Source organism: Sorangium sp. So ce406, assembly GCF_051474675.1.
Classification (GTDB): Bacteria; Myxococcota_A; Polyangia; order Polyangiales; family Polyangiaceae; genus Sorangium; species Sorangium cellulosum_G.
The window spans coordinates 12,390,331-12,415,496 of record NZ_CP150340.1; the positions used below are offsets into that span (position 1 = coordinate 12,390,331).

The 25,166-nt window shown below is 72.2% G+C and carries 18 protein-coding genes; 11 read left to right on the top strand and 7 right to left on the bottom strand.

The annotated features are described in order from the left end of the window. Window positions 1-299: 299 nt before the first annotated feature. Window positions 300-1,217 carry a hypothetical protein gene (locus WME96_RS46575; protein ID WP_437292429.1) on the top strand — a complete coding sequence of 306 codons (918 nt, stop codon included), beginning with the start codon at window positions 300-302 and terminating at the stop codon, window positions 1,215-1,217. Here the strand turns inward: WME96_RS46575 and WME96_RS46580 are convergent. The 4 genes from WME96_RS46580 to WME96_RS46595 all read right to left on the bottom strand — a co-directional run bounded on the left by WME96_RS46580 (window position 1,214) and on the right by WME96_RS46595 (window position 4,872). Continuing rightward, window positions 1,214-2,080, bottom strand: coding sequence for a helix-turn-helix domain-containing protein (locus WME96_RS46580; protein WP_437287983.1), 867 nt, complete (start codon window positions 2,078-2,080; stop codon window positions 1,214-1,216). The genes WME96_RS46575 and WME96_RS46580 overlap by 4 nt on opposite strands. 62 nt (window positions 2,081-2,142) lie before the next feature. Next, a complete protein-coding gene (locus tag WME96_RS46585) occupies window positions 2,143-2,922 on the bottom strand; it encodes a hypothetical protein (RefSeq protein ID WP_437287984.1) in 780 nt (259 codons plus the stop codon). Between the two features lie 241 nt (window positions 2,923-3,163). Next, the gene (locus WME96_RS46590) at window positions 3,164-4,315 is read right to left on the bottom strand and encodes a formylglycine-generating enzyme family protein (protein WP_437287985.1); all 1,152 of its coding nucleotides are present in this window, start codon (window positions 4,313-4,315) and stop codon (window positions 3,164-3,166) included. Between the two features lie 11 nt (window positions 4,316-4,326). After that, window positions 4,327-4,872, bottom strand: a complete 546-nt coding sequence (locus tag WME96_RS46595; protein WP_433932332.1) for a TlpA family protein disulfide reductase — start codon at window positions 4,870-4,872, stop codon at window positions 4,327-4,329. A gap of 348 nt (window positions 4,873-5,220) precedes the next feature. Between WME96_RS46595 and WME96_RS46600 the strand changes: the two genes are divergently transcribed. From WME96_RS46600 to WME96_RS46625, 6 genes are all read left to right on the top strand, one after another. Further along, the gene (locus tag WME96_RS46600; protein WP_437287986.1) at window positions 5,221-7,794 is read left to right on the top strand and encodes a HEAT repeat domain-containing protein; all 2,574 of its coding nucleotides are present in this window, start codon (window positions 5,221-5,223) and stop codon (window positions 7,792-7,794) included. Window positions 7,795-7,994: 200 nt separating this feature from the next. After that, window positions 7,995-8,408 (top strand): hypothetical protein, encoded by a 414-nt coding sequence (locus tag WME96_RS46605; protein WP_433932335.1) that lies wholly within the window; start codon window positions 7,995-7,997, stop codon window positions 8,406-8,408. Further along, on the top strand, window positions 8,402-10,585 hold the full coding sequence (locus WME96_RS46610; protein ID WP_437287987.1) for a M20/M25/M40 family metallo-hydrolase: 2,184 nt from the start codon (window positions 8,402-8,404) through the stop codon (window positions 10,583-10,585). Before WME96_RS46605 ends, WME96_RS46610 begins: the two co-directional genes overlap by 7 nt. An 83-nt stretch (window positions 10,586-10,668) precedes the next feature. After that, a complete protein-coding gene (locus WME96_RS46615; protein WP_437287988.1) occupies window positions 10,669-11,805 on the top strand; it encodes an SUMF1/EgtB/PvdO family nonheme iron enzyme in 1,137 nt (378 codons plus the stop codon). Window positions 11,806-11,941: 136 nt separating this feature from the next. Then, window positions 11,942-12,454 carry a hypothetical protein gene (locus WME96_RS46620; protein ID WP_437287989.1) on the top strand — a complete coding sequence of 171 codons (513 nt, stop codon included), beginning with the start codon at window positions 11,942-11,944 and terminating at the stop codon, window positions 12,452-12,454. A 266-nt stretch (window positions 12,455-12,720) separates the two neighbouring features. Next, the gene (locus tag WME96_RS46625; RefSeq protein ID WP_437287990.1) at window positions 12,721-13,197 is read left to right on the top strand and encodes a hypothetical protein; all 477 of its coding nucleotides are present in this window, start codon (window positions 12,721-12,723) and stop codon (window positions 13,195-13,197) included. A gap of 509 nt (window positions 13,198-13,706) precedes the next feature. Here the strand turns inward: WME96_RS46625 and WME96_RS46630 are convergent. Then, window positions 13,707-14,558, bottom strand: a complete 852-nt coding sequence (locus WME96_RS46630) for a ketopantoate reductase family protein (protein WP_437287991.1) — start codon at window positions 14,556-14,558, stop codon at window positions 13,707-13,709. A 154-nt stretch (window positions 14,559-14,712) separates the two neighbouring features. Next, a complete protein-coding gene (locus tag WME96_RS46635) occupies window positions 14,713-15,714 on the bottom strand; it encodes a fatty acid desaturase family protein (protein WP_437287992.1) in 1,002 nt (333 codons plus the stop codon). A gap of 182 nt (window positions 15,715-15,896) precedes the next feature. Here WME96_RS46635 and fumC point away from each other — a divergent pair, with 182 nt between their 5' ends. The 4 genes from fumC to WME96_RS46655 all read left to right on the top strand — a co-directional run bounded on the left by fumC (window position 15,897) and on the right by WME96_RS46655 (window position 24,029). After that, the gene (fumC, locus tag WME96_RS46640; RefSeq protein ID WP_437287993.1) at window positions 15,897-17,321 is read left to right on the top strand and encodes a class II fumarate hydratase; all 1,425 of its coding nucleotides are present in this window, start codon (window positions 15,897-15,899) and stop codon (window positions 17,319-17,321) included. A 168-nt stretch (window positions 17,322-17,489) separates the two neighbouring features. Next, window positions 17,490-18,305, top strand: a complete 816-nt coding sequence (locus tag WME96_RS46645) for an SDR family NAD(P)-dependent oxidoreductase (protein ID WP_437287994.1) — start codon at window positions 17,490-17,492, stop codon at window positions 18,303-18,305. 622 nt (window positions 18,306-18,927) lie between these two features. Further along, complete coding sequence (locus WME96_RS46650; RefSeq protein WP_437287995.1) at window positions 18,928-20,472, top strand: porin; 1,545 nt, start codon at window positions 18,928-18,930, stop codon at window positions 20,470-20,472. Between the two features lie 8 nt (window positions 20,473-20,480). Next, the gene (locus tag WME96_RS46655; RefSeq protein ID WP_437287996.1) at window positions 20,481-24,029 is read left to right on the top strand and encodes a PHP domain-containing protein; all 3,549 of its coding nucleotides are present in this window, start codon (window positions 20,481-20,483) and stop codon (window positions 24,027-24,029) included. A 49-nt stretch (window positions 24,030-24,078) separates the two neighbouring features. On the opposite strand, the gene WME96_RS46660 is transcribed toward WME96_RS46655, so the two are convergent. Continuing rightward, window positions 24,079-25,038 (bottom strand): LysR family transcriptional regulator, encoded by a 960-nt coding sequence (locus WME96_RS46660; protein WP_437287997.1) that lies wholly within the window; start codon window positions 25,036-25,038, stop codon window positions 24,079-24,081. Window positions 25,039-25,166 lie beyond the last annotated feature (128 nt).

Below are 25,166 nucleotides of genomic sequence, written 5' to 3' on the forward strand. Positions count from 1 at the left end.
GGCGTGAGGGCGTCTCGGCAACCGCGCTGGACAGAGGGGTCTACGTTCGACGCGAGATTTCCTTTCCTGCGTGACGGGAGTCCGCAGCTTTTCGGCGGGAGCGTCGCCCGCGCCACATCTCTCTCTTCTCCTCACGCCGGCCTTCGCGTGCTGAACGCCGGGCCATGTCCGGGAGCCGGTTCGCGTCCAGGGCCCGCGGACCCGCGGGGCCACCGACAGTCACCCTGGACCTGATTGACAATTACCGCCAATTGCCACGTACTCATGTCTCGCTTGCAACTTCGGGAGAGACACGTCTCATGCATTTCCCCTATATCGGCTCGGGCCCGTATTGCTACGCCAACGCCTTCGCGATGATGCTCGGCGAGCACGCGCCCTCGACGACGGTGATAGAGTTCGCCACGAGCAGTCCCTTCGGGATGCAGGTGATCGGAGGCACGCTGCCGTTCTTCGACCCGTACGGCTGGACACCCGAGGCCGGCTTCGACGGCGCGCTGGCAGCGCTGGGCTGGACGTCCACGGTCGTCAAAGGCAAGGACGCTGCAGATGCCCTCGCCCAGCTCAGGGAAGCCCTCCTGGAGGGGCCGGCCTGGATCGGGCCGGTCGAGATGGGGCATCTGAGATACCAGCCGGGCAAGACAGGGCCGTTCGGAGCTGATCATTATCTGGTCGTCATCGAGGTGGACGATGAGCGCGTGCTCCTCCACGATCCCGAAGGTCACCCCTACGCGTCGTTGCCGCTGGCCGACTTCATGGCGGCGTGGCGGGCGGAGACGATCAGCTATGGCGAGCCGTATACGATGCGCACCGCCTTCACCCGGCGCGCCGAGGTTCCTGAGCTGGAGGTCATCAGGGCGTCGATCCCCTCTGCGATCCGGTGGCTGTCGATGGACGGCGATCACGACATGCCGCCCGGCAGCCTCGGCAACGAGGAGGCCGCCGAGGGGCTGGCGGCGCTCATCGAGGCTGGTTGTGGCGACACGCTGCGCGGCCACCTGATCCACTTTGCGGTCCGGGTCGGCGCTCGCCGCCTCGCGGATGCCGCGACGTGCCTGGCGCGCGCCGGGTACGCCGAGGCCGCGCGGATCGCAGCAGGACAGGCGCGGCTCATCGGCTCGCTGCAGCACCCGCTGGTCACGGGTGATGACGCGACGGCCGCCGCCGCGCTCCGGGCGCTCGCGCCCACCTACGACAGACTTCGATCGGCGCTCGGCTAGGGGCTCAGGCCGGCGAGCTCGATGAGCTCTGCCCGCGCCCTCGTCGGGGTCGTCCCCGTGAACTGCTTCACGTCTCGCGCGAGGTGCGCCTGGTCGTAGTAGCCGAACCGCTGCGCGAGCTCGGCCCACGTGCCAGAGGCGCCCGCCTTGAGGTGCTGCACCAGCCGGTCGAAGCGCACGAGGCGCGCGAGGAGCTTCGGCGGGACGCCGACGTTGTCGCGGAACAGGTCGATGACGTGCTTCTGGCTGTAGCCGAGCTCGCGCGCGAGCGCCCGCATGTCGACCGCGCCCCCGCGCTCCTCGATCCGCCGGAAAGCCCACGAGACCACGCCCGTCTCGATCCGCGCCTCGTCGAGGCGCTCGCCGAGCGCGCGCTCGATCAGGTCGAAGCGCGCGTCCCAGGTGGGGAGCTCCTCGAGGCGCTCCGCCAGCCGGGCGTGCTTGCGGGGGAGGAGATCGCGGGCGGACACCACGCGCCCGGTGAGCTCCGCCATCGGCACGCCGAAGAAGAGCCGCGCGCCGATGGGGGTGAGGTTCACCTGGAGCCCGCGCTGGAGCCCGTCGTGCTCGGTGATGGTGAAGGTGTCGTCGATGCCCGCGACGAAGCCGCCCGAGTACCGGGAAGGGAGGCGATCGCTCCCGGCGTCGAACACGCGAACCGGCGGCCCGAACTCGATGATGACGACGACCTGCGGCATGGGGAACTCGCGCCGCCGCAGCGGTCCAGGCGTCTCCTCGGTGTAGCCGCTGAAGTCACGGAGGTACGGGCGGAGGCGCGGCGCCGGGGGCCGGGTCGCTAGCTCCCACCGGCTCTCACCGGACCTGCCGCGGACTATCCGTGCACCAGGGGCCAGCGCGTGCATCGAGGGGAAACGGTACTCCTCGACGCAGGCCGGCTCAAGCCGGCGTCAGCGCGTCACTCGCGTCAGTCGCAGGCAGGCGCCTCTTCCTGGTACGCGATTCCGCTGTCGACCGGCACCTTGCCGCCCTGATCGTGGGGAACGATCACGTGGCATTCCCCCTCGGTCACGTTGCCTGCCGCGTCGACCGCCCGGACGCCGAGCGTGTAGACCCGCGCGTCGCCGTTGCCCTTCCGCTCCGCGAGGAGGTCCACCGAACCGCAGCCGACGTTCGCGATGTCCACCTCGGTGTTGCCGTCGCCCGTGTCGTTGCGCGGCTCGTCGCTCGCCGCATAGGTGAAGCTCACCTGCACGTCGTCGTCACAGGCGTCCTCCACGTCCACGCAGTCATCCACCGTGATGGTGTGGAACTTGTGGTTCGGCGGCCAGAGCTCGGGCTGCCTGTCCGTGAGCACCGGCGCGACAGTATCGACGACGACGAGCTCCGAGGTGCAGAGCGACGCGAGCGCCGCTTCCCCGCCCGCCACCTCTGCGGTCACCACGATCTCATGCGCGCCGAGCGCGAACGGCCCCTCAGCGGAGACAGACACTGTCGCCTCGGCGCAGGTGCCCGTCGAGAGCTGCGCATAGATGGTCTCGACGTACGCGCCCGAGGGCGTCGTGCACTCGACGGTTCGCTCCTCGCCGCACACCCACTCACCCTCGGGGATCGCGGCGCCCGGGTCGACGCACTCCGCCACGAGGGCCTGTGAGCTGCCGCCGATCGGCTCGTCCTTGCACCCGAGGAACAGTGAAGTGACGGAGACCACACCCAGCAATCCGAGGAGACTGGCTTTCTTGAACATGCAGATATGGATAGCAAACGCACTCTCGTGGATGCGAGAGAAAACCGGTGTGAAGGCGCGAAAAAATATCGATTCTTGTGGTGCTCCAGGGCTCATTTTGTTGAGCCGTTTTCAGAAGCCCCGAGAAACTCTCTCGTTTCGGTCGCCGCGGAGGTGTGTTGTCCGCGCATCCGCGCCCACGCGCGCCGACCCTCGGCCTTGCTGTCGTGTCGGCGCGGCGTCGGTCGCGCCGGCGCGCGGCTCAGCGGATCGTCGCGCAGCACCTGAAGCCGAGGTGGTAGTTCGCGTGCCACGCGTTCTCCATCGGCTCCACGTGCCACCGCGGGCTGAACGTGCAGTGATCGGGGTAGGTCTCCCGGCCGTTCTTCGGCCGGGGGGCGTCGTGCTCGCGGGCGACCTCGACGTAGAACCAGGCGCTCCCCTTGAGCTGGCTGTACTGCTTGCCGTCGTCGCGGTCGCGGCGGGTCATGATCTCGGCCACGTTGCCGTGCTGATCGAAGACCCCGAACCGGGAGCGGCACGCGGGGTAGGACCCCGCAGGCTCGGTGTCGGTCGCGCAGGTCTGGTAGGCAGAGCGCGCGGTGTCGCCGTCGCACGGCTTGCCGTCGATCTCGCGGTGTCGCGTCTGCGTGTGGCAGACGGTGAGATCGAGCTCGTCGCCGTAGGCGTACGTCCTCGGCTCGCCGCCCTCCGGGTCGCCGCGGCACGCGAGGCTCCACTCGTCCTCGGTGCACAGGCGCTTGCCCTGCAGGCTGCACACGGACGCCGCCTGCGTCGGGCTCGCCCACACCATCGGCAGCTCGCACGGCCTGTTGGGGAACTCGAAGATGTCGATGCAGAACTCGGCCGGCTTCGGCTTCCCGCGGACGGTCTTGAAGACGGGCACCATGTTCTCGCGACCGCCGCAGCGGGCACGCTGCTCCTCCGTCTGGAGGACGACGCCCCTCAGGCCCTCGAGACACTGCTCCTTCGAGCGCGTGTGCCGCGCGAGCTCCTTGTTGCCCTGGTTGATGCGGGCCGGCGTGCCGCCGCCGAAGTTCTTCTCCAGGAAGAGCTCGGGGTTCCTGAACCTGCGCTCGCGCTCGGTGAGCTCCTTCAGCGAGAAGAGCCGCACCAGATCCTCGCGCGCCTCGTGGTGCGTCGCCATCGGATCACCGGCCGCCATCGGCGCGCCGGCAGCGTCGCCGGTCGCCGGAGCCGCGCCGGCATCGCCGGTCGCCGCTGGAGCCGCCGGGGCCGAGGCCGCGGGCCCCGCCGAGGGCGCCGGAGGGCTGGCCGCCGGCGGCGCGGCGCCGGCGTCGCGGCCGCGATCGGCGTCGCCCCGGGAGCAGGACAGCGCGGCAGCGGCGAGCGCCGCGAGCGCGGCGCGCAGGGGACGGGAGGGCTTCGACACCGGGAGCGAGGTCAGAGGGTGGCCGCGATGATCTCGGAGAGGCTCGCCTCGTCGACGACGCCGGTCAGGTAGGCCGCGACCTTCCCCTGCCGGTCGATCACCACGAGGCTCGGCAGCTTGTCCACCCCGTAGCGCATCGACGCGTCCTTCGCGTCGTCGATGAGGATGGGATACGAGAGGCCCTTCTTGAGCGCGTACTGACTCGCCACGTGCGGCGGATCGTCCACGTTGACGCCGAGCACCACGAGGCCCTTCTTCTCGTACCGGCGCGCGATCCGGTCGAGGATCGGCGCCTGGACCGCGCAGGGACCACACCACGTGGCCCAGAAGTCCAGGATCACCGGCTGGCCCTTCAGCTCGGCGAGCTGCATGCGCGCGCCGGGCTCGCCGTTGGCCGCGACGGGGAGCGTCACGTCGGGGGCCACCGCGCCGACCATGCCCCCCACCCCGGGCGACAGGCGGGGCAGGACCGCCAGCCCGATGAGCGCGCTCAGGGCGATCAGCGCCGCGAGCGCGGGGTAGAGAATCTTACCGGAATTGAACTCGGGTTCGGCCATACGGCGGCCTGGTCTTCATAGCAAATCTTTGGGCCTACGTCCGAGCGGCTCTGGTACGGTCCGGCGCCTCGACCGGCCGGGCGCTTCGCCGCCTGGCCCGGGGTCGGGGGCGCAGCGCGGCTCTCCGCGCGACGCCGCCGCCGCCGGTGGGGATCGGGGGCGCAGCGCGGCTCGCCGCGCGGTGCCACCGCCGTTCGGGAACGTCGTCGCCCGCGCGCTGGAGGAACCATGCTGGATCGTCCGAATCTTTCACGAGAAAATCCCACGGGGCCGCGCGGACGGCGCCCACCGCCGGGGCCCCTTCCGGCCAAGTGGGCGGCCAAGTGGCCCCCCGATGACAGCGATGACGTGCCCGGCGCCCCGCCGGCGCCCGGGGGCGGCGGCTTCGCGGACGACGGCAACTTCAAGCGCGGCCGCTTCAGCCCCGTGTCGATCGTGGTCGGCCTCCTCCTCGCGCTCGGCGCCGCGGGCGCCATCTGGTTCGGCGTGAAGCAGGAGGGCCAGAAGCTGACGGTCGACGCCATCTCCAAGGAGAAGAAGAACATCTTCGTCCTCCCGAAGAAGGACCAGCTCCCGCTCTGGCGCAAGTGGGCCGCCTCGAACGCCGAGCCGTCGCTCCAGCAAGAGGCGCTCATGCAGCTCGCGTGGGCCGGCGACCCCGAGGGCGTCACGCACGCGACGAACGCGCTCAAGCTCCCCGACCACCGCGTGAAGGGCGTCGCCGCGCAGGTGCTCTCCTACTACGGCTCGCCCAAGGCCGACGGCGCCAAGCCCGCGCTGCTCGAGGCGCTCAAGGTCGCGGACGAGAGCGACCGCCCCCAGATCGTCTGGGCCCTCGTCGAGCTCAAGGAGCCGGCCGCGTTCAAGGACGCGATGGACCAGTACCGCAAGGGGTTCCTCTCGAAGGTCGAGCGGCTCGGCGGCGGCATCGCGTTCGACCCCGAGAAGCTCGCCGGCCTCGTGTCGCTCGACGAGCTCGCGAAGCTCGCGACCGACGAGAGCGCGTCGGTGCGGCAGCTCGTCGCGACGGTGCTGTCGCGCAACGCCGAGCCGAAGTGGACGAGCGCGCTGATCACCCTCGTGAAGGACAAGGACGTCGAGGTCGCGCGCGAGGCCGCGAACGGCCTCGGCCGCATCGGCGACGAGACGGCGCGCGCGCCGCTCCTCGAGGCGCTGTCGAACGCCGACAAGGACAGCCGCCAGCGCTTCCTCGAGGCGCTGCGCGACGGCATCGGCGGCGAGGGGCTCGTCCTCGCCCTCGACAGCGTGAAGCAGGACCCCGAGGAGACGACCTGGTTCCAGACGAAGCAGATCATGGAGATGCTGCGCGAGCTCGCCGATCCGCGGTCGGCCGACCCGCTCGTGAAGTGGATCGAGGCCAAGAAGCCGCCGCTGCACTGGCAGGGCGAGGCGGGGACGCGGCTCGCCGAGGTCGGCGATATCCGCGGCGCGAAGTACATCGGCGAGCGGATGCTGGCCGACCCGCTCAAGCTCTACAAGCTCGAGAAGTTCTGGGAGGCGGACGAGGGCGGGCACCTGTCGCGCACCGACCTGCCGCGCGTCGTCGGCGCCCGCATGCTCGCCGACCTCGCCACGGTCCACACCGACAAGAGCGCCGAGCTCAAGGCCGCGGCCGAGGCCCCGGTCATCCTGTGGCTCAAGGATCGCCCGCAGCCGCACGCGAACGGCCTGCGCTTCCTCGCCACGATCCGCTCCGAGAAGATCCTGAAGGACATGCGCGACTGGGCCTTCCCGACGGACCCGCTCCCCAAGGAGGGGCAGCAGCCGCCGTTCCCGGCCGCGTTCGAGACCGCGCAGAGCGCGCTCCGCTACATCGGGCGGATGAAGGACGAGCCCTCCTACCCGCGGCTGCTCGAGCAGTTCAAGCGGAAGAAGGACCCGAAGATGGACATCACGCAGGACGGGCTCCAGGGCGCCGGGCTCGCGATGATGGGCATGGCGCTGCGCGCGGTCGCCTACGGCGCGTCGCAGGGGCTCGCCGAGTGGGGCGACGCGCGCGCGGTGGAGCCGCTGACGAAGCTCATCGAGGACGAGACGTGGCACGAGGAGGCCCGCCAGGCCGCGTGCGAGGCGCTCGCGTGGTGCGCTGACGACAAGACGATGCTCGAGGTGGCGAAGAAGGCGAAGGACTTCGCGAGCAAGAAGGAGCCGCGCAAGCAGCTCATCGGCGCCTGTTACGCGTCGTCGCTCGCGCTCCGGCCGGTGCCGAGCGCGGCCGGCGAGCTCGTCCCGCTGCTCACGGCCGACATCGACCCCGGGGTGCGCATGGCCATCGCGCGCGCCATCGGCATCGGCGGCTTCGACGAGGGGGTGCAGGGGCAGCTCTTCGAGAAGCTCAAGGACGTCGAGGTCCGCAACGCCGCGGCGCTCGCGCTCATCCTCGGCGGCACGAGCGACACCGCGGCGCGGACGGTCGCGATGTACGCCGACTTCGACAAGGGCGCGCTCGACGACCTGAAGGACCACTACTACCGCGCCTTCGGCTACTGGTCGGACGAGGACTTCAAGCGCGGCAACCTGTACCGGTACGTGGCGAACGCCGAGGCGATCACGCGCGTGAAGGTCGCCGACGCGCCGCAGGAGTGGGCGCGGCAGCGGCTCCAGGCCCAGTTCGACAACCTGAAGTACGACAACGGCCCGCACTCGGAGACGCGCGTCGTGCTGCGCTACCGGCTCTACCAGGCGGCCAAGAGCGGCGACGGCGAGCAGAAGAAGGGCGCGATCGACACGCTCAAGTTCATGAAGGAGAAGGGCGCGCTCATGGCGCTGCGGCACGAGCCGGGCGAGACCGGCGCGCTCGCGAAGCGCGCGTTCCACGAGCTCATGAACCCGAAGGCCACCGTGGCCGAGGACCTGAGCGCGCTCGCCCCGGCCAAGGGCGGGAGCGCCGACGTGCAGTAGCGCGCCGCGCGCCGCGTCGGCGCGGGCCGCCCCGGCCGCCGCGGCGGCGGCAGAGGCCCGGGAGCTCTCGCGGGAGGCCGTCCTCCCCGGAGATCCCGGGCTTTCTGTTTTTGTTCAGCGGCGCGGCCGGGCCTGCGTCGGGCGCGCGTCGGGCTGGACAAAACGCACGTTTCGGAAGAGTGTTCGCGCCGAGGTGCACTGTGGCTACCTGGCGTGATGAGCTCATCGAGGCCGTGAAATCGAAGGCGGAGCGCGAGTCGGAGGAGCTCGCGCGACACAAGAAGCGGGTCGCCGAGGCGCTCGCGGCCGCGGAGTCGGCCGTGTCGCTGGGGGCCGAGTCGCTGAAGTTCGCGCACGAGAGGCTGCAGGAGAAGGGGCAGCCCATCGTGCTCTCCCAGGAGCAGGACAAGCATCGGCTCGCGCTCGGCGAGTTCAGCCTCGCGCTGGAGCTGCTGCGCGACTCGGCGATCGTCCGGGTGACCTTCGGCGACGGCAAGCCGCGCGAGTTCGACTTCGCGAAGGACCGCCACATCGCGCCCGCCGACGTGGAGGAGTACATCGGCCGCCGCGCGCTCGAGCTGGTCCGCGCGGCGCAGAAGGCCGCGCCATGGTGAACGCGAGCGCGAGCGCCGCCGCGGCCCGCCCGGCGCGCGCGGCGGGCCTCCGCCGCGGCCTCGTCGCGGGCGTGCTCGCCGCGCTCGCCGCGTGCGCTCCGCCGGCCGCGCCGCCGCGCGAGGCGTCCGCGCCGCCGGCCTCGAAGCCGGCTGCTGCCGCGGCGCCCGCCGCGCCGGTCTCGATCGACCTCGACCCCGCCGCGGAGGCGCGGATCAAGGGGGACGTCACCTACCTCGCGTCGCCCGAGCTCGCGGGGCGCGCCACCGGCGAGCCCGGGGCCGACCGCGCGGCCGAGTTCATCGCGCGCCAGTTCGCCGAGCTCGGGCTGCAGCCCCTCGGCGGCGGCCGCGACGGGGGCGCCAGGGCCTACATGCAGGCGTTCGACGCGCGGGTGGGCGCCGACGTGGCGCCGGCGGCGCTCGTCGTGCAGCGCGCGGGCCGGAAGCAGAGCGTCGAGGCCGGCAAGCTGGTCACGGCCGACGGCAGCGCGAGCGGCACGATCTCGGGGCCCGCGGTGCTCGTGGGCCACGGCGTGACCGCTCCGGCGCTCTCCTGGGACGACTACGGCGGCCGTGACATCGAGGGGAAAGTCGCCGTCGTGCTCGACGGCGCGCCCACGCTGGGCAGCGGCCCGGAGGCGACGGCGCACGCCGGCGCGGCGCACGGCGGAGCCGCCGGCGCGGCGCATGGCGCGCACGCTGGTGCGCCTGGTGCGGCGCACGCTGGTGCGCCTGGTGCGGCGCACGCTGGTGCGCCTGGTGCGGCGCACGCTGGTCCGCCTGCTGGAGCGGCGCACGCTGGTGCGCCTGCCGCTGCCGCGCACGACGATCCGCATCACGCGCCCTCTCCGCGGCCGGACGCGCTCCGCGATTTCGGCAGCGTCCGCTACAAGCTCCGCACCGCCCGCGAGCACAAGGCCGTCGGCGTCATCCTGGTCGCGGCGGGCGATGAGCTCCCGCGCGTGCCCGACGACGCGTCGAGCATGGGCATCCCGGCCGTCGTGATCACGCGCTCGGCGGCCCGGGCGCTCTTCCCGACCGCCGGGTTCGCGCCGCCGGTGAAGCCCGACGCCGCGAAGCAGGCGGCGGCGAAGCCCGCGGCCGCGAAGCAGGCCGCAGCGAAGGCGCCCGCGCCGAAGCCGCTCGACGGCACCACCGTCGAGATCACGACCAAGGTCACCCCGCGGACGGCGCCGGCGTCCAACGTGATCGGGCTGCTCCCGGCGCGGGCGGGCTCACCACGCGCCGGCGAGTACGTCGTCGTCGGGGCCCACTACGATCACCTCGGCCACGGGGGCAACTCGTACTCGCGCGCGCCCGGCGTGCACGCGGTGCACCCGGGCGCCGACGACAACGCGTCGGGGACCGCGATGCTGCTCGAGGTGGCGCGTCGGTTCGCCGCGCTCCCCACGCGGCCGGACCGGAGCCTGCTGTTCATCGCGTTCGGCGCCGAGGAGCTCGGCACCCTCGGCTCGCGCCACTTCGTCGACCACCCGCCGGCGCCGCTCGCGGGGATGAAGCCGATCGTGGCCATGATCAACGCGGACATGGTCGGCCGGATGCGCGAGGACAAGCTCCTCGTCGACGGCCTGGGCACGTCGCCCGACTGGAGGCCGATCGTGGACGCCGCCGCCCAGGGGCTCGGCCTCGCGCTCCAGTACGGCGCCGAGGGCTTCGGCGCGAGCGACCACACCTCGTTCACGGCCTCGCGCGTGCCGGTCGCCTTCCTGTTCACGGGCGTCCACGAGGACTACCACCGGCCGAGCGACACCGCGGACAAGATCGACGCGACCGGCGTCTCGCGCTGCTCCGTGCTCGCCGCGCGGATGGCGCTCGCCCTGGCGCAGCGCGACGCGCGGCTGCCCTTCACCGACGCCCCGGCCGACCCGCACCGCAGCATGCGCGGCGGCTTCCGGGCGTCGCTCGGCACGATGCCGGACTACGCGTACCAGGGGCCCGGCGTGAAGCTCACGGGCGTGCGGCCCGACGCGCCCGCCTCGCGCGCCGGGATGCAGGCGGGGGACGTGATCGTGCGCATCGGCGCGCACGCGATCACCAACATCCATGACTTCATGTTCGCGCTCGGCGATCTCGAGCCCGGCCGCGAGGTCGTGATCGAGGTCGATCGCGGCGGTACCCGGGTGCCGCTCAAGGTCATCCCCGCCCCCGGCCGATGAGGTGGCGCCCTCGTCGCGCCGCGCCGCCGGCCGCGCCGGCGCGACGGCGCAGGGCCCTTCGCCGGCCCTGCGCGGCTGGCCTCGTGTTCCTGTGCGGCGGCCTCGCGGCCGCGGCCCTCGCCTGCGATCGCCGCGAGCACGCCGCGACCGACGCCGCGGCCCCCTCCGGACCCGCGGACGCCCGCGCGACGGCGGACGCGGAGCCTGCGCCACCTGACGACGCGGCCGCGGCGCAGGCGGACGTCGCGGCGCCGTCGGATCTCGCGACGCCGTCGGAGCTCGCGACGCCGGGCGGTGCGACGTCGGAGCCGTCGCGCGGCTCGTCCGACGCCGGCTCGCTCGACGGCGGCTCGTCCGACGTCGCGAGCTCCGACGCCGGCTCGTCCGACGCCGGCTCGTCCGACGCCGGCTCGTCCGACGCCGGCTCGTCCGACGCCGGCTCGTCCGACGGCGGGCTGCCTGGCAGCTCCGAGGGGTGCCCTGACGACATGGTCCTCGTCGACGGCGACTACTGCCCCCTGGTCGATCAGGTCTGCCTGAAGCACCACAAGGAGTTCGAGAAGGACCAGGCGAGGCGCTCGACCCCCTACGGCGACGTGGAGGGCACGACCAGCGTCAGCGAGCGCTGCCTCGAGTACAGGCAGCCCACGGTGTGCCTCTCGAAGAAGCGCACGCCGATGCGGTACTGCGTCGACCGGTACGAGTGGCCGAACAGGAAGGGCGAGCTCCCCGCGCTGCTCGTCTCGTGGCGCGAGGCCGTCAAGCTGTGCGAGGGCGTGGGCAAGCGCCTCTGCACCGAGGACGAGTTCAACTTCGCCTGCGAGGGCGAGGAGATGCTCCCGTACACGTACGGCTACGAGCGCGACCCGACGAAGTGCAACATCGACCGGCCCTTCCGCCAGCGCGAGCTGACGCTCTACCGCTACGAGCGGTGCATGAAGCACCCGAAGTGTAAGGCGGAGCTCGAGCGGCTCGACCAGCGCGTGCCTGCGGGGTCGATGCCGGCGTGCGTGTCGCCGTTCGGCGTCCACGATCTGAACGGGAACATCAACGAGTGGGTCGTCCGGCCGGGCCGCAAGTCTCCGGACCGGAGCGGGCTGAAGGGCGGCTGGTGGGGCCCGATGCGCGGCCGCTGCCGCCCGACCGTCGGGTTCCACAAGGAAGAGGACTACGGGTACGAGCAGGGGTTCCGTTGCTGCAAGGACGCGGCGCCGCGGTGAGCGCGCTGCGGCGCGGCGCTCACCGGCGAAGGGGCCGCGGTTGCTCCTCCGGGGGCCGGGGCTCAGATCTCAGCGGCGGGTCGACGCCGGCCCGCTGCTCACGCGGGGGAGGGCCCCGCACCTGCGGGAGACCTGGATGAAGCGAGTCAACTCGTGCACCAGCGTGCGCGCCGCCGCGGCGGTCGGCCTTGCCCTCGGGGGCCTCGGGCTGCTGTCTTCCGCGTGCAGCCGAGGTCGCGCCGAGGATGCGTCGGATCAGCAGTACTACAACCAGCCCGGGTACCAGCAGCCGGGGCAGTACTCGCCCGGCTACCAGCAGCCGGGGCAGTACTCGCCCGGCTACCAGCAGCCGGGGCAGTACTCGCCCGGGTACCAGCAGCCGGGGCAGTACTCGCCCGGGTACCAGCAGCCGGGGTATCAGCAGCCGGGGCAGTACCAGCAGCCGGGCCAGCCCGCCCCGACGACCACGGTGCAACCGAGCCCGCTCGCGCTGCCGTGCACGAACGACCTGGTCTGCGGCACGCACCGGTGCAACACGGCCGTGGGCAAGTGCGCCTTCCCCTGCGCCGCGAACACCGATTGCGCCGCGGGCTTCTCCTGCATGGGCGCCGGTACGCGGACAGCGATCTGCGTGCCCGGCGGGCAGTGACGTCGCGACGCAGGCGGCAGGCGAGCCCTCCGCTTCCACGTTCCACGAGCATCGCGAGCTCGTCGGTTTCTTTTGGGGCGCGCGTCGCCGTCGACCGGGAGTACCCTCGCGTGCAGCGGGCGCCGCGACGCGGCGTTCGCCGGCGAAGGGCCTGCGGTTTGCTCCTCCGGGGGCGAGGGCTCAGATCTCAGCGGCGGGTCGGCACCGGCCCGCTCCTCACGCGGGGAAGATCCCCGCACCTGCGGGAGACGTTGATGAAGCGATCCATGTGGTTTACCAGCGCGCGCGCCGCCGCGGCGGTCGTCCTTGCCCTCGGGGGGCTCGGACTCCTGGCCTCCGCGTGCCGTGGCAGCGAGGCCGAAGACCCGTCGAACCAGCAGTACAACGCCTACAACCAGCAGCCCGGCTACCAGCAACCTGGGCAGTACCAGCAGCCTGGATATCAGCAGCCCGGGTACCAGCAGCCTGGGTATCAGCAGCCCGGGTACCAGCAGCCTGGGCAGTACCAGCAGCCCGGGTACCAGCAGCCTGGGCAGTATCAGCAGCCGGGCCAGGTCGGCGCGGCGACCACGGCCACGGCGACACCGGGCCCGCTCGCGCTCCCGTGCACGGACGACGTCCCTTGCGGCACGCACCGCTGCAACACGTCCGCGGGCAAGTGTGCCTTCCCCTGCGTCGGGGCCAACGACTGCAAGGCGGGCTTCTCCTGCATGGGCTCCGTCTGCCTGCCGGGCGGGCAGTAGCGAGCGCCGGGTCCTGCGCCGGGCGGCCTCCGAGGCCCCTCGGCGCCCCCCTTTTCTGTGTGATGTTCGCGCCTTGGTCCTCCCCCGCCACGGAGATCGACGTTCGCCGGCGGGGTAGCTGATGGCTTCGTGGCGACTGGATCCGGTGACTGGGGGTAGCTGAGCTGCCTTCCGCGACCGGATCCGGTCTCGCCGGGGCAGCTGAGCTTGGCCTGGGGACCGGGGCCGGTCTCGCCGGGGCAGCTGAGCTTGGCCTGGGGACCGGATCCGGTCTCGCCGGGGCAGCTGAGCTTGGCCTGAAGACCGGATCCGGTCTCGCCGGGGCAGCTGAGCTTGGCCTGGGGACCGGATCCGGTCTCGCCGGGGCAGCTGAGCTTGGCCTGAAGACCGGATCCGGTCTCGCCAGGGCAGCTGAGCTTGGGCTGAAGACCGGATCCGGTCTCGCCAGGGCAGCTGAGCTTGGGCTGAAGACCGGATCCGGTCTCGTCGGGGCAGTAGACGGTGGCCCTTCAGGGCCTGATGGCGAGCAGCGCCGGCGTCTGGCCCGGGGCGGCGGCGGCCATCGCGTCGATCAGCGTGCGCGGCTCGCCGGGACCCGCGGCGCCCAGCTTGCGCATGGCTTCGACCCTGCTGAGCGTCCACAGGAACGTTGCCATCACCGGCGTGGGCAAGCGGCTCAGCGTCGCGACCGGCTCCGGCGTGATGGTGTTTCCGAGCTGACGAACCAGGCGAAGCCCTTCCTCCATGGCGCGCGCCAGGTTCATCGCTTCGATCCACGAGAGGCCCGCCTGGCGCGTGTGCGCCGTGACGATGGCGACCATCGCTGGCGCGGCGAACGCCGCGTGCGTGCGGAGCCAGCTCTCCATGTCGGCGTGCACGACGGCGGGAATGCCAGCGTCCGTGAAGACCTTCGCCCAGGCCTCGTCCGTCACCGTGGTGACCATCCCTCGGGTGACGATCTTCGACGTCAGCTTTCCGTCATCGAGGGTCGCGAGGATCGCGGGGAAGCCAAAGGCGAAGCGCGCCGAGCCCACCGCATCTCGGAGTCGGCGCAGCGGCTCGAAGGTGTTGAACATGAACATCACGCTCTTCGCCGCGCTGGCGGTCAGCGCGGGCAGCACCGCGTCCACCTGGGAGGCGAGCACCGTCACGAGCACGAGGTCCCACGCCTCTGTCGCGTCGAGCGCGGCGCTCACGCGCACCGCAGCGCGCTCCCCGGTGGCCTTCACGATGGCCTGGTCCCGCTGGAGCCGCTCGAGCCGCTTTCCACGGGCGACCACCGTCACCTCGTGCCCCGCTCGCGCGAGCTGAAACGCGAACGTGCTCCCGATCCCGCCCGGTCCGATGATGGCGATGTTCATTCGATGCGCGTAGCATCTGCCGATCAACCGAGCAATTCGCGCTCGCCTCACGCGGCTGCGCCAGGCGCCCCGTTCGGCCGGGAACCGCGCGGTAGGTCGTCTCTGCGTCGATGACGTGGGCGTCGCCCGGGGTCCCGGCCTCGCTCGGGCTGACTCAGGCGGTGACGCCGGGCTGGATGCCGTTCAGCGCCATCATCTTCTGCCGCTCGGCTTCCTTGTTGAGCCCGCGGTAGCGCTCGTCGAGCTTCTCGATATCGAGCCTGAGGATACGGCCGTACAGCTCCAGCGCGATGCCGACGATCGACGGGTGGCAGGCCGACTTCACCCGCTCATCGTAATAGGGATACGCCGCCACATGAAAGCTGCGCAGGTTGTAGAACGGGATGCCCGGGAACTTGTGGTGCTCGTTGTGGTACGTGACGTTGTTCCAGAGGAAGTTGGTGAAGTGCGCCTTCGTCCCGTAGGTGCGCGAGCTGTAGGCGTCCTCCCCCGGGAGCATCTCGTAGTGCTCGATCATCGAGGTCACGCTGGCGAGGATGGCGCCGAAGATGAACGGCAGGACGTAGAAGAAGAAGAACACCTGAAGCGGCATGATCCAGAAGAAGAACGCCATGAGCCCATAGAAGCCGAGGAGCTCCAGGTTCATCTTGACGCGCTGGATCGGCGAGAGGCGCTTCACGTACCGCGCCATGCAGCCGAGGAAGTACAGCGGATAGGCGAACGTGTAGACGGCGAGCAAGAGGAGCTTCGCCAGCACGGGGTTCCGCGTGTAGTCCGTGACGACGAAGTTGTCGACGTCAGGATACGTGTTCGCGATCTTGTGATGATGAAGGTGGTAGTTCGTGTACAGCGTCACGCTCATCCCCGTCGGCGCCCAGCAGACCAGGGCGATGAGGTACGAGACGAGCTTCGAGCGCGAGCAGCTCCCGTGCACGGCGTCGTGCGCGACGGCGCCCAGCCCACGGACGAGGTTGGCGATCAGGTACGAACAGGCGATCCCGATCGGGATCGCGAGCGGGTGGTGCTGCGTCGCGTACAGCACCCACGTCGCCGCGGCCCAGATGCCGAAATGAAGCGGTATCTTGAGCAGGTGAATCGGATTGCGCCTGTAGGCAGCCTGCAGCAGCTCCCGCGGTACCGTGTCCATTCCGGCCATGCTGAACTCCGTGATTCTCGCCCGTGTGAGGCAGGGAACTTCGCAAAAAAGGGGCGAGAAAACAAGAGCATGTCCGATGTTCAAGCCGGAGCGCGAACGCTCTTACGCACGGGTGCGCAGGGCCCGGAGATCCAGGTCTGGCCCCGCTTGAGGGGCGGGTTCGCCGCCGCTAAGACGCGCCGATGGGGACTCGCATCGAAAAGGACAGCTTCGGGCCGATCGAGGTCCCGAGCGATCGCTACTGGGGGGCGCAGACGCAGCGCTCGCTCGAGAATTTCCGGATCGGCGGCGAGCGCTTCCCGCGGGAGATGATCGCCGCGCTCGCCACCGTCAAGAAGGCGGCCGCGCTGGTCAACCGCGATCTCGGGCTCGTGCCGGCGGAGAAATGCGCTCTCATCGTCGCGGCGGCCGACGAGGTCATCGAGGGCAAGCTCGACGACCACTTCCCCCTGGTCGTCTGGCAGACCGGGAGCGGCACCCAGACCAACATGAACGTGAACGAGGTCATCGGGAACCGCGCGATCGAGATGAGCGGCGGCGTGATGGGCTCGAAATCGCCGGTCCACCCGAACGACGACGTGAACCGGTCGCAGAGCTCGAACGACGTCTTCCCGACCGCGATGCACGTCGTCGCCGCGCTCCAGATCGAGCGCCGCCTGCTCCCGGAGGTCCGGCGGCTCCGCGACACGCTGGCGCAGAAGAGCGCGGCGTTCGCGGACATCGTCAAGATCGGCCGCACGCACCTGCAGGACGCGACGCCGCTCACGCTCGGGCAGGAGTTCTCCGGCTACGTGGCGCAGCTCGACGCCGGCATCGCCGCGATCGAGCGGGCGCTCCCGCCGCTCCGCGAGCTCGCGCTCGGGGGCACGGCGGTCGGCACGGGGCTCAACGCCCACCCGGATTTTCCGGCGAAGGTCGCGGCGAAGATCGCCGAGCTCACGGGGGCGCCCTTCGTCACCGCGCCGAACAAGTTCCAGGCGCTCGCGTCGCACGACGCGCTCGTCGCGGCGCACGGCGCGCTGAAGACGCTCGCCTGCAGCCTGTTCAAGATCGCCAACGACGTCCGCTGGCTCGCGAGCGGGCCGCGCTGCGGGATCGGCGAGATCACGATCCCCGAGAACGAGCCGGGCAGCTCGATCATGCCGGGCAAGGTGAACCCCACGCAGGCCGAGGCGATGACGATGCTGTGCGCGCAGGTGCTCGGCAACGACGTCGCGGTGGGCGTCGGCGGGGCGAGCGGCAACTTCGAGCTCAACGTGTACAAGCCGCTCGTCATCCACAACGTGCTCCAGTCGATCCGGCTGCTCGCCGACGGCTGCGCGTCGTTCGACGAGCACTGCGCGCGGGGCATCGAGCCGAACCGCGAGCGGATCGCCCGGAACCTCCGCGACAGCCTGATGCTGGTGACCGCGCTGAACCCGCACGTGGGCTACGACAACGCGGCGAAGATCGCGAAGAAGGCGCACGCCGAGGGCACCACGCTCCGCGAGGCGGCGCTCGCGCTGGGGCTCCTCGACGGCGAGGCGTTCGACGCGATCGTGCGGCCGGAGAGGATGATCGGGCCCTCGGCGGAGGGGGCGGGGGGGGCCGGGGCGAAGAAGGGGTAGGGCTGCCCGGCCCCGGAGAGGGGGGCGCCGCGCGGCGGACAGGCCCTCCTGGGGCCTGCCGTGTCCGGCGAACAAGGCTCCGCCGGCCGAACGCGGGCGCGCTGCTGCGCGGACGACAGCGCAGCCTCCCCGCGCGCTGATCCTGTACGCTGTGTGCAGGGAGGCATGATGAAGCTTATTTCGAGCTGTGCAATCGTGACCGGGGGCGGACAGGGAATTGGTCTCGGGATCGCGGCGCGCTTGCTTCGCGACGGCGCGAACGTGCTGCTCTTCGGCCGGACGGCGGCGAAGGTCGAGGCGGCGGCGGAGACCTTGAACCGAGCCGCCGAGGGGCGGGCGCGGGCGCGCGCGTTCGCGGGTGACGTGTCCCGCGCCGAGGACGTGGCGCGCGGCGTGGAGGCGGCGAAGGCCGCGTTCGGGCTGCCCGGCATCCTCGTCAACAACGCCGGCACCGCGACGCTCTCACCCGTCGTGGACCTGCCGGAGGAGGACTTCGATCATGTCCTCGCCGTCGACCTGAAGGGCCCCTTTCTCTTCATGAAGGCGGTCGCGCGCGAGCTCATCGCGGCGGGCAGGCCGGGCGCCTTCGTCAACATCTCCTCGCTGAACCAGCAGGCGGCGACCGACGGGCTGGCGCACTACTGCGCCGCCAAGGCGGGCCTCGCTCAGCTCTCCAAGGTCACGGCCTCCGAGCTCGGGCGCCACGGCATCCGGGTCAACGTGGTCGCGCCGGGGCTCATCCGCACGCCGCTCGCCGATGCCGTCGGGCTCACGAGGGGGCCGTCTGCCGAGGAGTTCACCCAGCGCACGCCGCTCGGGCGCATCGGCGAGACCGACGACGTGGCGCCCGTGGTCTCCTTCCTCTGCAGCGAGGACGCCCGCTGGATCACCGGGGAGTCGATCCTTGTCGACGGCGGGAACCACATCCGCGGGCTGCACAGCTACCTCGATGTGCTGAGCCGCGGCGCGAGCAGCGCGCCGTAGCTCGGCGCGGGCCCAGGAGGGAAGTGGATCGCACGAGGCTCAGCTCGTCGAGCTCGACCTGCACCAGCTCGCCGCGGATCAGCGCGTCCCACCTCGCTCCTGGGCTCATGTCTTTCGTCCCAAGAAGAAAGAATCATGTAACTGCTATCTTGAGAGTGGACGGGGTAGCGGCGCGCAGACATGGTGGTCAGGTCCAACGCTGAAATCCTGTGCTGGGCTGCGTCGGTCATCTCAAGGTGGGTTGAATAGCGCTGCGTCGCTTGAGCCGTTGTCAGCGCTCGTATGCGTGCGGCGCTCCAGCTCCTCGATGCCTTTCTTCGAGTTGTTGTAGAAGGTCGGCCAGTACGACCGCCGACGCCGGCCTTCCAGCGCGGCCGCGGGGCGAGCCCCGCCATCGGGAACGGGCGGCGATCGACGTCGATCGCCGCGGGGATCGGCGACGACAAGCGTACGTGGATCGCAAGATGCCGGAAAGGGCGACACGCCCGGCGCGAGGCGGCGCGTTGACTCCCCGTCGAACCCTGGATACACGGGCTGCGCCTGCCAGCGGCGCCGCTGCTGCTCTCGCAGCGACTTCCACCATCGCCGCCGGCCGACACGGATGCCGATGACACCTTGCTCGTTGAGTCGTCGCGGCGCGGATGCCCGGTGTGCCAGGGCGCTCTGCCGCGCGGGGGGCGCGGCAGGGGGCGGCGCGGCCGCGGCTGCGCTCCTGGCGGCGGCGCTCTGGTGTGCGCCGGCCGGCGCGCAGCCCGTCCAGCCGCTGCCGGTCCAGCCTCCCGCCGCCGACCCGCTCCCGCAGCTCCCGCCCGCCGCGCCGACTGTCCCGGAGGACCCGGCGACGAACCGTGCTGCCGCCGCCCCGGGCGCGCCCGCCGGCGCCGCCGCACCGCCCGCCGCCCCCGCGCCGCCGGCCGCGACGTCGTCGCCCGTCGCCGCCCCGCCCACGCCCCCCGGCGCCGCCCTCCCGCCCTCCGGCGCCGCGCTGCCGCCGGCCGCCCCCGCGCTGCCCCCGGCGGCCCCCGCGCTCCCGCCCGGCGGCGCCGCGCCGCCCGCCGCCGCGGCCGCGCCGGCGCCTGCCGGCTCCGACGCCGCGCCGGGGGCCGACGGCTCGTCCGGGCCGCCGTTCCAGCTCAGCATCGGCCGGCTCCTGCTCGCGCCCCTCGTGCTCGTGCAGGCGCAGGCCGTGCCGTACGCGGGCGAGGACGCCTTCCTGCAGGCGGGCGACGTCGCCGAGGGGCAGGGGTTCCGCATGCGGCGCGCGCGCGTCGGCTTCGCGGGCACGCTCGCCGGCTTCGTGCCGTTCGCGGTCTCGGGCGAGCTCGCCGCGGGCGCCGACGCCTCGGCGCGGCTCTCCGAGGCGTGGATCGGCTACGCCCACTTCCCGTTCGCGCAGCTCTACTTCGGCGCGCACGACGTGCCGTTCAGCCGCTCCGCGATGACGGGCGCCGGCGAGGGCGCGCTCATCGAGCGGCCGCTCGCCGTGCGCGCCATGGCGCCCTTCCGCCAGGTCGGCCTGCACGTCGAGGGGCACTTCCGCGACCGGGCGTTCAGCTACTTCGCCGGCATGTTCAACGGCTTCCAGCGCTCGGATCAGTTCTTCGCCGGCTATGTCGAGAACGCCGCGAGCCTCGGCAACCGCTTCGACAACGTCGCCTACGTCGCGCGCCTCGCCACCGAGCCGCTCGGCCCCATGCCGCGCTCCCTCCAGGACCTCGCCGTCTCGCGGCCCCGCCTCGGCGCGGGCGCGAGCTACTTCTTCAGCGACGGCGGCACGCGCGACATCCACGGCGTCGGCGCCGACGTCCTGCTGCACGCCGCGGGCGCGCACGCGCTCGTCGAGCTCCTCTGGAACCAGAGCCGTCCCGAGCGCGCGCCCACGCAGCCGACGGGCCAGCTCGCCCCGGTCACCTCGCTCGGCCTCGTCGGCGAGGCCGGCTACTTCGTGCGGCGCATCAAGCTCGGCGTGAGCGCGCGGTTCGAGTGGCTCGATCCCAACCTCGACCTCTCGGACGAGACCGACGGCTGGGCCCTCACCGCCGGCGCGAGCTACCACTTCATCGACAACGTGCTCAAGGCGCAGGCGGACTTCACCCACCGGCAGGAGGCCCACGGCGTCGCGCTCGAGAACGACGCCGTGGCGCTGCAGCTCCAGCTCAACCTGTAGCGGCCGCCATGCGAACCCGCCGCTCCGCTCCCGCCCTGCTCGCGCTGCTCGCCGTCGCCGGCTCGGCCGGCCTCGCTGGCCTCGCGGGTTGCGAGTCGCCGAGCCTCCTGCGCGCCAAGCCGATCGAGAACCGGTTCGAGCTCGTCGGCGGCCCTGTCGCGATGGCCGATGTAGGCGATTTTCTTCTGGAAAACGACGAGATCCGGGTCGCGATCCTCGGCCCCCGCCACTCGCCCGGGCCGGGGGTCTACGGCGGCTCGCTGGTCGACGCCGACCTGCGCCGCCCCGATCCGCGCTTCGCGAGCGCGTCGGGCCGCGACCGCTTCGCCGAGTCGTTCCCGGTCGCCAACCTGCTCGTGCCCGACCCGGGCGCCACCGAGGTCTCCGTGGCCAGGGACGGCTCCGACGGCCAGGAGGCGATCGTCCGCGTCGAGGGCGACGGCGGGTTCCTCTTCCACGCGCTCGGCGTGCTGAAGACGCAGGAGGACCTGCTCGGCCTGCTGTTCGACGGCCTCAAGCCGCAGCTGCGCTTCCGCACCGACTACATCCTCCGCCCCGGCGAGCGGTTCGTCACGATCCGCACGACGCTCCTCCTGCCCGACAGGGCGATCGGCTGCCCTAGCGTCGCCTCGTGCGCGCTCGAGTGCGAGGACGGCCTCGCGGCGGGCGACGACGGCTGCCCCGTGTGCGCGTGCGGCGAGCCGCTCTCGCTCGACAACTACACGGGCCCCTCGGATATCTTCCGGGGCATCCTCGGCGACGCCCGCAACGGCGACCCCGAGCGCAAGGGCGGGATCGTCGCCGGCGATTTCGTCTTCTTCGGCAACCAGAACGACATCTTCGGCCCCGGCATCGGCTTCGACGAGGAGCGGGCGGTGTTCGACGCGCTCTTCGCCGGCAGGGACACGTTCCAGCGGCCGCTCAGCTTCGACTTCGTGGCTGCGGCGGGCGGCGACGTCAGCTACGGCTACTTCACGAAGGCGGGCCCGGGCGGCCCGCCCACCACGGTGAACGTCCCCGTCTTCACGAGCGCGGCCACGGCGTTCCTGAGCGCCGGCCGGAGCTGCCTCGCCGACGAATCCGACGACGAGGCGTGCGACAGCAAGCGGTCGTTCACCTACGAGCGGTACTTCGCGGTGGGGGAGGGCGACATCGCGAGCGTCGCCGAGGTGGTGCACGACGCCCGCGGCACGCCGACAGGCGCGCTCGAGGGCGCGGTGCGGTGGCGATCGACTGGCGCGCCCGTGCCGAACGCGCGCGTCCACGTCTTCCGCGACCCCGACCCGGCCGTCGCCTTCGCGAGCGTCGACGCGCTTGTCGAGGCGAACCTCGCGCGCTCGGGCGACGTCGGGCTGCTCAGCTCCATCGACGCCGATCGCGGGCTCGATCCGGTCGAGGACGGCGACTTCCGCGCGCGGCTCGCGCCCGGCGGCTACCTGCTCGTCGCGGAGAGCCCGGACGGCGCGGCGGTGTCCGCGCCGATCCGCGTGGCGCTCGGCGCCGGGGCCACGGCGACCGTCGCGGCGGAGCTGCCGAGCCCCGCGCGCATCGCGTACCGGGTCGTCGACGAGGCGGGGCGCCTCGCGCCAGCCAAGCTGACGTTCGTCGCGCTCGACGCCGCGGGGCAGCCGCGCGAGGGCGACGGCCTGCGGCGGGTCTACCTCGGTCACGGCCGCCTCGGCAGCGGCGTCCGGCAGATCGAGCGCTCGGCGACGGGCGAGGGCGCGGTCGAGATCGAGCCGGGCCGCTACCGCGTCCTCGTCACGCGCGGGCCCGAGTTCGGCCGCTTCGAGGTGCCCGACCTCGAGGTGCGCGCCGGGGAGGCGCGCCGCATCGAGGCGGTCGTGCCGCGCGAGATCGACTCGACGGGCTGGATGTCGATCGACATGCACCTGCACCAGCGCCCGAGCTTCGACAGCGGCATGGCGCTCGAAGAGCGGGTGACGTCGGCGGTCGTCGAGGGGCTCGACGTCGCGGTGGCGACCGACCACGACGTGCACACGGATCTTGAGCCCGCGGTGCGGCAGCTGGGGCTCGAGACGCGCCTGAAGACGGCGGTCGGCGCGGAGGTCTCGACGCTGGAGCTCGGGCACTTCATCGGCTTCCCGCTCCGCTACGACGAGCTCGACGTGCCGGATCACGGCGTCTTCGACTGGGTGTGCCGCGCGGGCGGGGACGTGATCGACGGGGTCCGCGGTACGGCGGCGGAGGGCGAGGACGCGCTCGTGATCGTCGCTCACCCGCGCGACGGGTTCATCGGGTACATCGACCAGCTCGGCGTCGACCCGTTCACGCTGCGCCGGTCGATCCCGACGCTCGAGGCGAGCAACCCGCTGTTCCAGGCGGGGAGCTGCGATTTCGACGCGATGGAGGTCTTCAACGCGAAGCGGTTCGATCTGCTCCGGACCCCCACCGTGCAGGAGGTCGTCGATTTCAACCGGTGCCTGTCGCGCATCGACGCCGCGGAGGACGAGGCGGCGCTCCGCGCGGCGTGCGCCGACCTCGCGCTGCCGGCGTGCAAGCCCGGCGAGCGGTACGCTGTGTGCCAGCAGCGCGCCCGCTCGGCGCTCGCCTGGAGCGTGACCAAGCGGATCCTGACGAGGACGCCCGAGGAGCAGGACGCCGTCTGGGGCTTCGACAGGAGCGCGGCCGACGGGGAGGCGCTCTGCCTGGGGGGCGAGGGCGGCGCGGTCCCGCCCGAGGACGCGGATCGGCCGTGCACCTTCCACGCGGGCCAGGTCGATGACCTGTTCCGCTACCTCGACCACGGCTTCTCTCCGACGCAGGTAGGGAGCAGCGATGGCCACGGCGCCTCGCTGGAGCCGGGCTTCCCGCGCACGTACTTCCGCGCGCGGACCGACCAGCCGGCGGCGCTCGATCTCGCCGAGGCGACGGCGTCGCTGCGCGCGGGCAGCGCGTTCGCGACGTATGGCCCGTTCGTGCGGGCGAGCGTGGGCGGCGCGACGTTCGGCGGCGTGGCGCGCGTCGAGGGCGACACGGCGCGGCTCGACCTGCGGATCGAGACGGCGAGCTGGTTCGGCGTGGATCGCGTCGAGGTCTACGTGAGCGGCCGCCTGGTCCGGGTGCTCGAGCCCTCGGCGGGGCCGTCGGCGATCGTGGACGTCGACGAGCGGCTCGCGCTGCCGGCGCCGCCGTCGGACGGCTGGGTCGTGGTGGTGGCGATGGGCCTGCGCGACGAGAACCTCCTCACGCCGGTCGCGCTGCCGGTGTCGTTCGGCGAGCTCCAGCTGCCCCGGGTCGCGAGCCTGGCGTTCACGCAGGTCGAGGCGCTCTCGCGGTTCTTCACGGCGTCGCCGCCGGTCCCCGACTGGTACCCGGTGGCGCCGTACGCGGTGACGAACCCCATCTACCTCGATCGCGATGGGAACGGCGTCTACGACGCCCCGCGCGGCCCGCCTCCGTTCTGCGCGAGGCCGTGCGACCCGGCCGTGCTCGACCCGTCGCAGTGCCCCGAAGGGCAGCAGTGCCTCGTGAACGAGCGCGTCTGCGGGATCTTCGTGCTGGGCCGCTGCGAGGACAGGCAGGCGTCGAAGTAGCGGAGGCGGTTCAAGGGAGCGCGGCTCGGCTGAGGCGGGTGAGGCCGATCTAGCCCCTTCGCCTCTTCCGTGGCGCGCGGCGCTGCCCGGAACGCCCGTTCCTCGCCGCCGTCACTTCCCCGCCTGCCACGACCTCCCGCAAGCTGTCGCGCAACCAGCGGTGAGCGGGGTCTGCGTCCAGCCTCGGGTGCCACAGCAACGAGACGGTGATCTCCGGCGCCGCGAAGGGCAGCGCGAAGCTGAACAGGCCGTCGCGCAGGCTCCGGGTGTGGTGCTCCGGAACGGTGGCGATCAGGTCGGTCGCGCGCGCCAGGGCGATCGCCGTGGCGAACCCGCCGACGATGGTGACCACTTCCCGCGCCAGGCCGAGCGCGGCCAGGTTCTCGTCGATGCGCCCCCTGGCCAGGCCGCGCCGTGAGAACACGACGTGGCGCCCGGCGGCGTAGCTCGCGGGCGTGATCTTCGCGCGGCCGAGGGGGTGGCCGCTGCGCGCGACGCCGATGAAGCGGTCGCGGAACAGCGCCTGGGTGCGCAACTCGGGGCTCGTGTCTCCGTCGACGACGCCCGTCTCCAGGTCGACGGCGCCCGTGCGCAGCGGCGCGCTGTCCTTGTCGGGCTTCGACACGAAGCGCAGCCGGACGCCCGGCGCCTGGGCGCCGGTGCGCTCGAGCAGGGCTGGACCGAAGCTCTCGACGAAGCCCTCGCTGGTGCGCAGCGTGAAGGTGCGCACCAGGCGTTTCAGGTCGAGCTCCTCGGCCGGGCGCAGGACGGCCTCGGCGCCCTGCACCAGGTGGCTCACGCGCTCGCGCAGCTCGAGCGCGCGCGGGGTCGGCACCAGGCCGCGTCCAGCGCGCACCAGCAGAGGGTCGCCCAGGGTCTCCCGCAAGCGCGCGAGCGCCCGGCTCATCGCCGAGGGGCTCAGGCGCAGGCGTCGGGCCGCCCCGGTGACGCTGCCTTCCGTGAGCAGCACGTCGAGCGTCACGAGCAAGTTCAGATCGGGCAGCGCCATGCCACCAGCCTAACCGAGGTCGGGGCGATCCATGGCGTCAAACGCAAAGAGTTGTTGCGACCGTTGCGCGTTCCGCAATTCGTACCGGCGCCCTAGCTTGGACGTCGAAGCGCGGATCACGTCGATTC

Excerpts from the sequence above, each read along its gene's own strand:
- WME96_RS46575 (WP_437292429.1), top strand. The coding sequence starts at position 300 with ATGCATTTCCCCTATATCGGCTCGGGCCCGTATTGCTACGCCAACGCC.
- WME96_RS46580 (WP_437287983.1), bottom strand. The coding sequence starts at position 2,080 with ATGCACGCGCTGGCCCCTGGTGCACGGATAGTCCGCGGCAGGTCCGGT.
- WME96_RS46585 (WP_437287984.1), bottom strand. The coding sequence starts at position 2,922 with ATGTTCAAGAAAGCCAGTCTCCTCGGATTGCTGGGTGTGGTCTCCGTC.
- WME96_RS46595 (WP_433932332.1), bottom strand. The coding sequence starts at position 4,872 with ATGGCCGAACCCGAGTTCAATTCCGGTAAGATTCTCTACCCCGCGCTC.
- WME96_RS46610 (WP_437287987.1), top strand. The coding sequence starts at position 8,402 with ATGGTGAACGCGAGCGCGAGCGCCGCCGCGGCCCGCCCGGCGCGCGCG.
- WME96_RS46620 (WP_437287989.1), top strand. The coding sequence starts at position 11,942 with ATGAAGCGAGTCAACTCGTGCACCAGCGTGCGCGCCGCCGCGGCGGTC.
- WME96_RS46625 (WP_437287990.1), top strand. The coding sequence starts at position 12,721 with ATGTGGTTTACCAGCGCGCGCGCCGCCGCGGCGGTCGTCCTTGCCCTC.
- WME96_RS46630 (WP_437287991.1), bottom strand. The coding sequence starts at position 14,558 with ATGAACATCGCCATCATCGGACCGGGCGGGATCGGGAGCACGTTCGCG.
- WME96_RS46635 (WP_437287992.1), bottom strand. The coding sequence starts at position 15,714 with ATGGCCGGAATGGACACGGTACCGCGGGAGCTGCTGCAGGCTGCCTAC.
- fumC (WP_437287993.1), top strand. The coding sequence starts at position 15,897 with ATGGGGACTCGCATCGAAAAGGACAGCTTCGGGCCGATCGAGGTCCCG.
- WME96_RS46645 (WP_437287994.1), top strand. The coding sequence starts at position 17,490 with ATGAAGCTTATTTCGAGCTGTGCAATCGTGACCGGGGGCGGACAGGGA.
- WME96_RS46655 (WP_437287996.1), top strand. The coding sequence starts at position 20,481 with ATGCGAACCCGCCGCTCCGCTCCCGCCCTGCTCGCGCTGCTCGCCGTC.
- WME96_RS46660 (WP_437287997.1), bottom strand. The coding sequence starts at position 25,038 with ATGGCGCTGCCCGATCTGAACTTGCTCGTGACGCTCGACGTGCTGCTC.